This is a genomic window from Novosphingobium sp. RL4, assembly GCF_035658495.1.
GTDB lineage: Bacteria > Pseudomonadota > Alphaproteobacteria > Sphingomonadales > Sphingomonadaceae > Novosphingobium.
This window is the reverse complement of sequence record NZ_CP141945.1, coordinates 1068635-1081106: the sequence shown is the minus strand read 5'-3', so window position 1 is coordinate 1081106 and position 12472 is coordinate 1068635. Positions and strand designations below refer to the sequence as shown.

Here is a 12472-nt window from a genome sequence, read left to right as displayed (position 1 = left end):
GGCCAAGCCCCGGCAAGGCCCGAAAATCCCTGCCATGACGGCCGAAATGGTTAAATGCTCATTCCGGCTCATTTTGCGTCGGCGCAGAAACTGATTTCCTCCATCCCGGCCATTCCACAATATCTCTGACGACAGAATCGAAGAGGCAGCCCCGTCGCCGGGACTGCCTCCTCTTCCCCGCCCCCCGTTTCAGAAGGGGAGGGTCGTTTGTGTGCCCAGCCATGGGGTTGTGGGGCGCCGGGCACACATAGCGATTATTTCCCGAGACCGCCGAGCAGCGATCCGACGAGGCCCGTTACCGGAGCCAGTACCGAACCGGTCGTCGTCCCCGTTCCCGAGCCGGAGGTCGATCCGGTCAGGCCACCGACAAGACCGGTAACGGGAGCAAGCACGCCGCCGTCCGTCGTGCCGCCGGTGAGACCACCGACAAGGCCCGTGACCGGCGCCAGCAGGCCGCCATCACTGGTGCCGCCCGTAAGGCCGCCAAGCACACCGTCGACAAGCCCGGTCACCGGAGCAAGCACGCCGCCGTCCGTCGTGCCGCCGGTGAGACCGCCGACAAGGCCCGTGACCGGCGCCAGCAGGCCGCCGTCACTGGTACCACCCGTAAGGCCGCCCAGCACACCGTCGACAAGCCCGGTCACCGGGGCAAGCACGCCGCCGTCACTGGTGCCGCCGGTGAGACCACCGACAAGACCCGTGACCGGCGCCAGCAGGCCGCCGTCACTGGTACCACCCGTAAGGCCGCCCAGCACACCGTCGACAAGCCCGGTCACCGGAGCAAGCACGCCGCCGTCCGTCGTGCCGCCGGTGAGGCCACCGACAAGACCCGTGACCGGCGCCAGCAGGCCGCCGTCACTGGTGCCGCCCGTAAGGCCGCCCAGCACACCGTCGACAAGCCCGGTCACCGGAGCAAGCACGCCGCCGTCCGTCGTGCCGCCGGTGAGACCACCGACAAGACCCGTGACCGGCGCCAGCAGGCCGCCGTCGCTGGTGCCGCCCGTAAGGCCGCCCAGCACACCATCGACGAGGCCCGTTACCGGGGCGAGGACCGAAGATCCGCCGACAGGACCGAGCCCACCAACGATGCCGCCCAGCGAGCCGTTGACGGTATCGAGCAACGGAGACGTCACGCTATCCACGATCGCGGTTACCGGAGCGATCACGGGAGCAAGCGTATTGGTCAGTTGATCGACTGTCCCGCCAACCTGCTCGCCGAGAAGCGCGCCGGTGAGATTGCCCAGGGGTGCCAGTCCGGCTGCCACGCCTTCGGCCGTAGTCGGCAGCGTCAGGTCGACTACGTTGCCGTTCGAAAGCACGTCGGCCGTTACCAGTTGTCCCGAAGTCAGGCCGGGGTTTTCGGACAGGACGTTGAGGCCCAGCAGCGTATCCCCGCTGCTCGGTCCGGTCAGGACATTGTTGCCCAGGTCGAGACCCAGCAATGGCCCATCGTAAGTCCTTGCGGGATCGGTATTGCCTCCTCCAAGGCTTCCGGTCAGTCCATCAATGAGCCCTCCGAGCTGGCCGGTGACGGGCGACAGCAGCCCGCCATTGCCCAGCACGGGCGACAGCACGCCGTTGACCGTATCGAGCAGGGGCGAAGTGATGCTGTCTACTGTCGAAGTGACCGTGGCCACGGTGGGTGCAAGGCCATTGGTCAACTGCGTCACCGTTCCGCCGACCTGATCGCCCAGCAAGGCGCCAGTCAACGAACCCAGCGGCGCGAGAGCTTGTTGCGTTTGCTCGGTCGTGGTGGGAAGCGCCACGTTGACGACTTGTCCATCACCCGTGAGCAGGTCGACCGCGATACCGCTTCCGTTCGTGGTCGCTGTGCCGGGGGCCACATTGACATCGATCAGTGTACCTGAGCCGCTGGGGCCAAGCAGCCCGCCACCACCCACAGTCACACCGGCAAGCGGCCCGGTGAAGCCTGCTGGGCCGGTCGGATTGGTTGGACCTGTGGGACCAGTCGGGCCGGTGGGACCAGTCGGGCCGGTAGGGCCAGTCGGACCGGTTGGGCCAGTCGGGCTGGTGGGGCCGGTCGGGCCGGTGGGACCGGTGGGGCCGGTGGGACCGGTTGGGCCGGTCGGGCCGGTGGGACCGGTTGGACCGGTTGGGCCAGTCGGGCTGGTGGGACCAGTTGGGCCGGTGGGACCGGTTGGGCCGGTGGGACCGGTTGGGCCGGTGGGACCGGTTGGGCCGGTGGGACCGGTTGGGCCGGTGGGACCGGTTGGGCCGGTGGGGCCGGTGGGGCCGGTGGGGCCGGTCGGGCCGGTCGGATTAGTCGGGCCAGTCGGGCCAGTAGGATCTGTGGGACCAGTAGGACCAGTCGGGCCAGTAGGACCAGTCGGGCCAGTCGGGCCAGTCGGGCCAGTCGGGCCGCTCGGATCACTCGGGCCGGTGGGGCCGGTGGGGCCAGTCGGGCTGGTAGGTCCAGTCGGACCGGACGGTGATCCTCCACCGCCGGCGCCAACCCTGAAGCCGACTCCATCGGCACAGGCACCCAACAGCAGAAGCGGAATTGCAGTCGCACAAAGCAGGACATGCCTTGTGGAACGGCGCGGTTGTTGACGCGGCATCTCGATTAACCTCCATGGAAATTGCCCACTGCGCCGAAGCCTAAGCGCATCATGGAGGGCTCCTCTCGCCGAGAAGGAACCGCGCAGAACCTGCTGTCCCTGGCCCGGAACCAGTCCCGCTTCGGGAATGCGCGATATGCCTTTCGCCCCACGCAAATTACTGACTTTGGGATATAATCCCGCGAAAATGCCAGCCTTTCGCTGGATTGAAGCTCGCAAATGGCCGCGCAGCGCACGCAATCCGCGCTTATGCCTGGATTTGGCAATCAAGCCGGAGTGAGTGTTGTTAGGGCGGCACAGCCGGTGCTTTACGCCTGAACCGGGGCATCAGACCGCAGCACACGAGGCCCCGGCTTCAGAGTCGGAATACCACCTCTGCTGCCGGGAGATATGCGACCGTCATCACCCGCCCGTAGCCGCCTCGCTCCGCCAAACCCCGCTCCCGAAACCGGGCGAAAAATCGGTTGGTCCGGTAATCCTGGGGATGGCGACGACAACAAGCCCGCCGCTCGCACGCAGCGCATGGCGGCAAAACCGGCGGAGAACCGGTCGCTCTCCGAAAATACGGTAGAACAGTGCATCACGCGCAAGGCGAGCGCGCGATAGCTGACAGACGCGCAATTCCCGCGTCTTCAGGCGCCAAGCCCGAAAAGCGCCGCGAAAGCGGCAGACACTTCTCAGCTAGGTCGTAAACTAGATCATGAGAATCCGTCGTCGCCGATATCGGCATCGGCCGGCAACTGTCTGCGACTATCGATCAGCGCGACCCGCAGGGCCCGTAGCAAGGCATCGATATCGGTATCCTCGCTGACAATCAGATCGACGGAAACACCCTCGCGTGCGGGTTTGATCCTGCCTACCCGTGCGTCTCCCACGATCAGGGGGGTGTCGTTCCCCTTTCGCGCATCGCCTTCCTTGCCTGCCTCCTTGAGGCGGCTCAACACCGTCGCGGCCGGAATCATACGCTCCCCGGAGGCCGCGAGACGCTGTTGTTCCTCACCGATCTGCCGCGCGGTTACGAGAACGCGCTGGCATTGCTCCGGGCGGCGCAGAAGCGGCGTCAGAACTTCGGAATGGCGAACGCGCAATTCATCGCGTGTGGCGAAAGCATTTACGACATCGTCCGGCATCTGCGCCAACGCAAGCAACCTGCTGAGCTGGCTGTTCGACAGGTTGAGCGCTTCGGCCATCCGCGACTGCACACCGCCATAAAAGCGATCGACCGCATTCTGGTAGCTGCGAGCGCGATCCAGTTCGGTGATATCCTCGCGTTCGCGATTTTCGATATCCGCGAGGCGGAACGCCTCCTCGTCGGTGAGATCCACGATGAGCGCGGTCAACCGGATTTCCGGTCGCCCATTGTGATTGAGCCAGTCAACCGAGAAGCGCCTCCGGCTACCCACCAGCAACTGATAGGGATGATCAGAACCGGGAGGATTGTGCCTTACCAGCACGGGAATCCGGTTCCCATCCTCCTGCGCGATGGATTCGATAAGCGAACGGCAGCTTTCAGCCGACAGTCCTGGCACGTCGCGCGGATTTCCATCCCAGACGCTGCAATCGGCAGGGCGGATCGAGATCGCCGTCCGCGCCCGTCCGCCGCCCTGCACGAACCCGGCCAGTCTCTGGTCGAGCCGCGATAACGCTTCGCCGTCAACGCCAGGCCCTTCGGAAGGATGGGGTTCGTAAGAGAGCGTCGTAAGAATGTCTCGTACAAAACCGGCCATCAAGCCCTCCATCATTTCCCGACCCGAACCGCCTTCATATCGGGCTCCTGCGCCCGAGCCGCGTTAAACTATGTTCGTATCGGCGGCTTTCCCGCAGCGTTACAGTCAGTTCGAACGATGTTTTGCGGCACGTTTCGCCTAGAAGCGGCGACTGGCGGTAATCGCAAAGGCATGGACGCGGCGGTCCTTCGCAAGTTCTCCGTTGTAGGAAAGACGAAGCGCGGTCCGGTCGCCGTGAACTGCGGTCAGCCCTGCGCCGACAATGGCGGCATTGCGCGCATAGCGACCGGCGGGCAGCGTGAAGATCGGGGTGCCTCCGTCAAGGAAGATCGCCTCGATCCGGCTGTCGGGATGCGAACGCAGTTCACGCTGCCATTGCGCCTCGACCATCGGCCGGATCGCCCATGAACCTTTCTTGACCGTCGCCGTCGTGCGCAAGCCGAGAGATCCGCGCAGCGATTCCGTCTTGTATCTTGCGACACCCAGCGCGGCGGTGCCGCCGTGCTCCGCAAACCCGCTGACGTCGGCGTATCGATACTGCAATCCGGCGAACGGTTGCGCCCGAAAGGCGCCGACTTGCAGAATTCCGCCTGCTTCGACCGTACCTGCGGCGTTATCGCCATCTGCACGGGCCTGAAGCTGATCCGTGAACCCGGTCCAGGACACCTGCCGCCGCAGCTTGTAGTAGCTCCGGTTGTATCCGGCAGTGGCATCGACGTAGAACTTGCCGTTCGTATAGCTGGCATAGGGCCCGATGTTCACGTTGAACTGGGTGATACGCGGTTGCTGGCTGCGGTCGAGATTGGCATCGAGACCGTCGATACCCAGCGTCGCGCCCAGGATCATGCCCTCGACCGGCGCGATATCGACGCCGGCGCGGATCGACCGGCTGTCCGAATTTGCAGAAGGACGATCGGTGCGGGCCTCATACTTGCCCTGCTTGAGGCCGTAGCTGAGCATGAAGGTGATCGTCTTGTCGCCGCTGCTCGGCACATCGGGCCCGGCATCAAGCGCCATTTCACGGCGCTGGACCAGATAGCCCCGGATCTCCCGGTCCGTCGCGTCCATCGACTGGATGGCGAGACGCGGCAGCAGCCGATAATTACGCGGGCTCAGCTGGTTCAGCGCGGCCGCGCGCTGCGAGGCATCCGGCAGATCGTCGATCGAATCCAGCATCGGCCCATAAGTGCTGGTCGCGGGATTGGCGATCGCATCCAGTGCCCCCGCCACCGCCGCTTCGCCCGGCGTCGTCGCGTCGGGACCATAAGGAGCGGCAAGGGCTGGAGACGCGAGGCCGATCGCTGCCACCGACACCGCGCAAGCCGCTGCGGCGAAACGCGCCGATAGCTGAATTCCCATGACGGACGATGTGCGCTGCAAGTTGAACTCCCTGGTATCTTGTGAATTGTGTTCGGCCCTTAGGGGACCACGCCGGCGGCCCGTTCGCCAGCCGAATTGAGTTCGGATCGAGGGCTTTGGGCAGCGGCGCCCCGCGATGACGGCGAAGCTGAATTTGCGGATGAAACCCGGATTTTCGAGGCGTTTATCCGCCAGCCCGTGATGCGCGATGCCTGCTGAGCATGGACTTGCGTAATTTACAGCCCCTTTGCCGACAGCCCCGCGCAGCTTCCGGCAGCGGCGGGGTTTCGAGGGCGTTTCGGCTGCAATTCCCCCGCCCGAGGCCCCCCTATGCCGCCGCGAGGCTCGCATTTGCCAGCAGCCGGCCGAGGTCGCCGGCCATGGCAACGAAAGTACCCGCGACGATCGCCAAGCCATAAGGCAGGTTGTCGGTTCGGATGCGCCAGAACACCAGGTTCAGGAGCTTCAGGGAAATGCCCAACATCCCCCCGATCACGGCGACGGCGAGCGCCATCGTCCCGACTTTCGCCATTCCAACCCAAAGCACCATGGCCAGGATAAGCTTCACGTCACCGCCGCCGATCAGTCGCAATGCAAATGCGAGCGCCAAGGGCAACGTCAGGGCCAGTGAAATCGCCAGTTGCCCGCCAAGGCTCAACATTCCAGACCAGCCCGAAATGCCGAACCAGTACGGAACCGCGCATAGAGCAACGGCGACGCAAACGAGATTGGGAATTCGGCGATATGCCAGATCCATGCAGATCGCAGCGCCGCTCAGCAGGAGCAGTGCGGCCACTGCCGCCAGGCAGACAAGAGGATGCGCCGGAGCCGAAGCGGCGAGAGCGGGAATGTTCATCGCAAAGCGCCAGCCAAAGCCCGTTCAGCGCCAGTTCGGCCCTTCGATCCATGTCACAAGGCTGCGCCGCTTTCCTTCGACCACCGGCAGGACCCGGTGCTGGAGAAACGAAGGAAAGATCAGCAGGCTGCCCCGCGGGGCGAACTGGCCCCCCGGATTGGGGATGCCGAAGAATTCGAATTGCCCGCCTTTGTACTCCTCCGGCGACGACATTTGGACAACTACGGAAAGCTTCCTGGCGTAAGGGCGGGGCGATTCAAGCCATACGTCCTGATGCCAATCGTAATGCCCTTTGTTTGTCGCCCGGTATTCAGTGAACTGAAGTTCGTACGGCGCTTCGATCTCGACGCCGAAGTTGGTGCGGTTCGAAGGGCGAACGAAATCCATGATGCGCGAAACGATGTCCTTCTCGCGCGAAACATCGAGCCAGCGGACACTCGACGTCCGATATCCAAGATCGCTGCGAAGCGAGTTCGTGAACCCTATGGTAGCGTCCTGCTCTCCGTAATTTTCGGCGCGCTTGGCGATCGCGTCGCATTCCGCTGTAGTGAGTGCGCTTGGCCAGACTTCCCAGACGTTTTTCATCGTCTTCTCTATCCCTTTGATTGAATCGATACCGCGGATAGAAAAGCCGGCGCCCATGGGACGCCGGCTTTTTGCGTACACGCAAAAGCGCAATTCAGACTGTTCGACTGACGCTGAAGAAGAAGCGCGCTTTTTTGCTGTAATACTCATATGGAGACTTGACAGGAACCGCAACTTGTGCGCTCGCCGTCCACCCCTTGATCGGCGTGATTCTCACCCCTCCGCCCGCCGTCGCGAGCGTGACGTTCTCGGAGGCGAGGGCGTAAGCCGGCCTCGCATAGCTGTGCGCCAAGGCGGCATCCGTATAGGCGAAGACGGTGAGCCCCCGTGCGCTGGCAGCCGGCTTCCCAGCCACCCGCCAGTTCACTTCAAGCCCGCCTGCTGCGGCCTTGTCCGCTGTGATGATGCCGACACGGTAGGCCATACCCGCCCCGTCACCGCCGAGAGAGAAACGTTCCGTGGTCGGCAATTTGTCTCGCGTATACTGCCCGCGCACGGTCGCCCTGACGGAGATCGTCTTGCTCAGTTCCTTCACCGCGGTGATCTGAACGTTCGCCTTGCGGAATCCGGCTTCGGAATAGCCTTCGATCGGCCGCGCGCCGAGCCCGTCGAGCCCCTGGCTGAGGCTCGTCGAAATTGCATAGCCGCCGGTCTTGTCGATCGACGACCATACCGTACCGAGACGAACCGCGCGCGTCTTGAAACCGCCGAACGTCGTGTCGAGGAAATAGTTGTTGCTGTTGGTGCCGTCCAACGAAAGGCTCAACGAGAGATTGCGGCGATAGGAGCGGATCAGGGGGTGCGAAATCGCGATCCCCGCCTGCTTCGCTTCGCCCACAATATCGAGGTCCTTGGTCTTGGTGCGGACATAGGCACCGCTCACCCCCAGCGTCGTTCCGTTCGAGCCGATCGGCGTGGCATGGCTGACCGAGTAGAACTGATAGCGCTCCGGGTTGAAGGGTACGTTGCCGGAAAGCCGGGTGGTGTCCCCTTCGCGAAGCACCCCGTTGACGCTGACGCCGACCTGCGACTGGACGCCGGTGGTGACGTTGACGACACCCGCATTGTTGACGTTCAGCGTCACGTCGATCTGCTTGCGTTCAACCTTGAGGTCGAGCGCGAGCTCGCCGGGTCGGGCCGTGGGCTTGAGGCTCGCCTGGACCGTCTGCCCGGGAATGTCGCGCAGCAGCGAGATGGTGCGTTCGATGCTCGACTTGTGGGTCGGCGTTTCACGCATCAGGCGCTTTACTTGTGCGTCGATCAGCCGGGTCGGCGTGCTCTTGGTCTTGCCGTCCAGCGCGTACTCGGTGATCCGTCCTTCAAGCACGCGAATGGTGATGACGCCGCCCGTGGGCACCTGGGGCGGAACGGTCACGGCGTAGAAGGCAATGTCGCTCTGCGCGTAAGTCGCGCTGATGACATTGGCGATCTTCTGAAGATTGTCCTGATTGAGCGGCGCGCCGATGAAGGCGGCAACGGCCTTGTCGAGCGTGGCCCTCGGCAGTGTCGAACCTTCATAGCGCAGTGCGTTGAGCATCACGCCGGGGCCTCTGGAAGGGGTGTTCGACGTGCCGGCCACGACGGGTGGCTGTGCCTGCGGAACCTGGGTCGGCGCCGGCACGCGGGGCACGTTCGGATCCTGCCGGTCGATGCGGTCGCGGTCGATCGTGGGTGACTGGGGAACGGGAACCAGGATTTGCGCCTGGGCCGACTGGCAGGGTGCCGACTGCAAAAGCAGCCCTGCCAGCAGGAGGCCCAGGCGCCGGGACAAACGCTTGTCCTGCGGCACGATGCGCGAGCGGTGGGGTAGGAATGCCAGAACCGTCATTTTCGCGTCATTGCCTAAGGTTCGTGTTTCCAGATGCGGAAAGTGGTGCGTGGGGGGGCTTTTGCTGAAAGATGAAGGACATGGACTCGCCCGGCATCCCGAACTGGAGCCGGAGCGGCTCCATCGGGCGGCAATTGCCTGCACCAGCCTGCTTGCAGGGCGAGGCAGCCGCATGAAGGAATGCGCAAGAGAGGTGTCAGGCGCCGGGAAAGCCTTTCGGGGATAAGAAACCGGTAACCATGGCGGGATGCGGCCTACAGGCGGCGGACGCGATGAGCCGTCGCGGTCACTACCGACTAATAATATGATTTATAATGATTTTTATCCGGAACATCGGTCTGGTCTGGCGCGTGCGCAAGGGGCGGAACGCGAGAGCTTCCGGCACGCAAAAGGCATGACACGTCCCGAATGGGGATCACCGCGAGCCAAGACGCGCGCAAGGCTCCCAAAGCGAAATACAGGTCGGAACGACTTCAATCGAAGCGACGACAGGCGCTTACCAACCCCATCCCAGACCGCTTGGGGCACGGAGCAGCCCCTCCTCCAGTACGCTCCCGCCCGGATGGTCGGCTGCCAGCCAGAGCGGTCCATCGAGATCGACGAAACGGCTGCGCGCGGCGAGATGCCATGCCGGGGCGACCGACAGAGAGGAGCACAGCATGCACCCCGTCATCAGCCCCATTCCCGCTGCCTGCGCCGCCTCGGCCAGAGCCAGCGCACCGGTCAGTCCACCCGATTTGTCGAGCTTGATGGTCACATAATCGTAGCGGGAGGCAAGCAACTCCACCTCGGCCGCGACATGCGCGGATTCGTCTGCGGAAAGGGGAACGGGAGAGGCGAAGCCTTCCAGCGGTTCATCCGCGCCAGCCGGCAAGGGCTGTTCCAGCAGTTCGACACGTGCGGCGGCCAGCGCCGGCAGAACGCGTTCGAGCAAGGCCATGTCCCAGCTTTCATTGGCATCGGCAATGAGCTGGGCCAGCGGTGCGGCCTCACGCACAGCCTGAACGCGGTCGATGATATCATCGGCGTCCAGCTTGATCTTCAGCAGCGGCGCAGGACCATCCGCCTCTTTCGCGCCGGCAAGGAAGCGGGCCCGCGCCGCCATGCCTTCGGGCCTGTCGATACCCACGGTGATGGCCGTCACGATCCCGCCGGGCAGAGGGCCAAGACGGTCGGCAACGGCGACCCCAGACAGTTTCGCCTCAAGATCCCAGAGCGCACAGTCCACGGCGTTTAGCGCGGCGCCGGGCGCCATGACGGAGAGCAGTCCCTGCCGGTCCAGCCCCGCTTGGATGGCGGGCCTGATGGCCTGCACTTGCGCCAGCACGGATTGCGCCTCCTCGCCGTAGCGGGCGGAGGGGGCGCCCTCCCCTCGCCCGATCTTTCCGTCCTGCCCGATCGACACGGTCACAAGGTCGATGGCCTCCCGCGTGCCCCGTGCGATGGCGAAAGGCTGCGCAAGACGGTGCCGATCGGCGCGGGCGGAAAGGCGGCGCATCACGCCCAGCTACCGGCCGCGATCCGATCGACCAGCGCGTCCATCCCGGTCACCAGCGGATCGACGCAGGGCAAGCCGAGATCGTCCTCGATCCGGGCGCGAAAATCGGCGGCATCCTCCGGCGCAAGACCGGACCCGTTGATCGATACGCCAACCGCCTCCACCGAGGGACTGGTAAGGCGGGCACAGCGCAGGTTCTCTTCGAGGCAGGCCTTGAGATCAGGTACCGGCATATGCGGCAACCCGCGAATGTGCGGACGCGCGGCTTCGTGGCACAGGACCAGCGCCTGCGGCTGCGCGCCGTGAAGCAGCCCGAGCGACACGCCCGCGAAGGAGGGATTGAACAGAGACCCCTGCCCTTCGATCACATCCCACACGGTATCCTCGCGGGCAGGCGAAAGCGCCTCGGCCGCACCGGAAATGAAGTCGGCGATAACGCAGTCGATCGCCACGCCTTCGCCCGCGATCAGGATTCCGGTCTGGCCGGTCGCACGGAAGCGGGCGGGAAGGCCGCGCGCGTTCATCGCCGCCACGAGGTGGAGCGAGGTGTACATCTTGCCCACCGCACAATCGGTTCCCACGGTAAGCAGGCGCCGTCCGGACCGCCGTGCACCGTTGCCGACCTTGAGCCCGGCCGGGGCGGCGCGGACATCGATAAGCCTGCGGCCGAGCGCTGCCGCGCGCTCGCGCACCCGGGCGTCTTCTCCAAGGTGCTGATGCAGGCCCGATACCACGTCGAGCCCGGCATCGAGCGCAGCGAGAATATGCGGGATCATCGCCTCCTCAAGCCGGCCGCCGCTCGTGGCGATCCCCAGAACCAGCGCCCGCGCACCTGCCGCCGCCGCTTGCTCCACCGTCATGCACGGCAGCCCCAGCGAAAGCGGGCCATCCGGCTCACGCAGTTCCCCGATGCAGTCCTGCGGACGGAACGCGGCCAACCCGCGCGAGGTCTTCACATCGAGAGGGTTACGCTTGTCGCCTATATAGAGAAGAAAGGGGCCGGAGATCATGTTAACGCCATCCATCGTTGCTGCTGTGGGACTGGCGCATGATTAGCAGCCCCGTCCGCCCGGCGCGCATACCGACATCCGGCCAACCCATAGCCTGCGATTATAGGCCAAGCCCTGCCGGATCAGCCGGCCGCCGCCATGACGGCGACAAGATGATCGAGGAAATCCAGCGCCAGTCGCGAAGGCGGGCGAGCCTCCAGGTAAACCGCGTGAATTTCATAGGACTGCGGCGGATCGAGCGGCCGCATCGCCATCTCCGGCCCCTTCATGGCCAGGGCAGTATGAAGGTCCACGATGGTCACGCCGAGCCCCGCACGGGCCATCGCCGCGGCAACGAAATAGGTCCGCGATGCCCCTGCCACGTCCAGTTCCACGCCCTGCCGTTCCAGTTCTGCGGCAATGGCCAATGCCTGCGGCCCGCTGTCGAACGTCGAGATGAAGGGCCGGCCGGCCAGTTCCCCGAGCGGCAGCCGTGCCGGAGCATTCGGCATGTCCTGTTCGCGGTAGCAGGCGACCATTTCGCCCATGCCGAGCCGCACGCTGGCCACCGGAGATTCGCGCGGCGGCGTGTAGCAGATCACCACATCGGTCTCCCGCTCATAGAGCCGGGCCGGCATGTCGCCGTGGTGCAGGGTGTGGAGTTCGATGGAAACGCCGGAATGGCCGGCCAGATATCCGGCCAGCGCAGCGGGCAGCAGTTCCATGCCCAGCGAAGGGAGCACCGAAAGCCGCAGCGTGCGCCCCCTGCCCCGCCGCATGTTCCGCGCCGTTTCGCGAAGCCGGTATACCTGTCCCTGGATCTCGTCCGCCTGCTCGTAAAGGTCGTGCGCGTCGGCGGTCGGCACCAGTCTCCCGCGGGATCGTTCGAACAGGGCAAACCCCAGGAGGCTCTCGGCATGGCGCAGGAGATTGGTGACCGCAGGCTGCGAGACGTTGAGCAGCCGCGCGGCGCCGCTCACCGACCCGGTCGAGTAGACCGCATGGAACACCTCGATGTGACGCAGGTTCATGTGGCAGGGATACCCAGCCG

General features: G+C 64.8%; 9 protein-coding genes. All 9 read right to left on the bottom strand.

Going from position 1 to position 12472, the window contains the following annotated elements:
• Nucleotides 1-254: 254 nt before the first annotated feature.
• The 9 genes from U9J33_RS21780 to U9J33_RS21740 all read right to left on the bottom strand — a co-directional run bounded on the left by U9J33_RS21780 (nucleotide 255) and on the right by U9J33_RS21740 (nucleotide 12452).
• A complete protein-coding gene (locus tag U9J33_RS21780) occupies nucleotides 255-2579 on the bottom strand; it encodes a hypothetical protein (protein WP_324699166.1) in 2325 nt (774 codons plus the stop codon).
• 698 nt (nucleotides 2580-3277) lie between these two features.
• Entirely contained in the window at nucleotides 3278-4306 is a 1029-nt protein-coding gene (locus U9J33_RS21775) for a ParB/RepB/Spo0J family partition protein (RefSeq protein WP_054436438.1), read from the bottom strand.
• Between the two features lie 138 nt (nucleotides 4307-4444).
• Nucleotides 4445-5665, bottom strand: coding sequence for an autotransporter outer membrane beta-barrel domain-containing protein (locus U9J33_RS21770; RefSeq protein WP_186000059.1), 1221 nt, complete (start codon nucleotides 5663-5665; stop codon nucleotides 4445-4447).
• 328 nt (nucleotides 5666-5993) lie between these two features.
• Entirely contained in the window at nucleotides 5994-6521 is a 528-nt protein-coding gene (locus U9J33_RS21765; RefSeq protein ID WP_324699165.1) for a prepilin peptidase, read from the bottom strand.
• A gap of 24 nt (nucleotides 6522-6545) precedes the next feature.
• Nucleotides 6546-7163: a 2OG-Fe(II) oxygenase gene (locus U9J33_RS21760; RefSeq protein WP_231635770.1), complete on the bottom strand. Its 618-nt coding sequence runs from the start codon at nucleotides 7161-7163 to the stop codon at nucleotides 6546-6548.
• 37 nt (nucleotides 7164-7200) lie between these two features.
• On the bottom strand, nucleotides 7201-8934 hold the full coding sequence (locus tag U9J33_RS21755; protein ID WP_185999213.1) for a ShlB/FhaC/HecB family hemolysin secretion/activation protein: 1734 nt from the start codon (nucleotides 8932-8934) through the stop codon (nucleotides 7201-7203).
• Between the two features lie 496 nt (nucleotides 8935-9430).
• A complete protein-coding gene (locus U9J33_RS21750; RefSeq protein ID WP_324699164.1) occupies nucleotides 9431-10432 on the bottom strand; it encodes a dipeptide epimerase in 1002 nt (333 codons plus the stop codon).
• The gene (locus U9J33_RS21745) at nucleotides 10432-11442 is read right to left on the bottom strand and encodes a DUF1611 domain-containing protein (RefSeq protein WP_185999211.1); all 1011 of its coding nucleotides are present in this window, start codon (nucleotides 11440-11442) and stop codon (nucleotides 10432-10434) included. The genes U9J33_RS21750 and U9J33_RS21745 overlap by 1 nt, the downstream gene beginning before the upstream one ends.
• Nucleotides 11443-11564: 122 nt before the next feature.
• Nucleotides 11565-12452: a LysR family transcriptional regulator gene (locus U9J33_RS21740; protein ID WP_054436405.1), complete on the bottom strand. Its 888-nt coding sequence runs from the start codon at nucleotides 12450-12452 to the stop codon at nucleotides 11565-11567.
• Nucleotides 12453-12472: the final 20 nt, after the last annotated feature.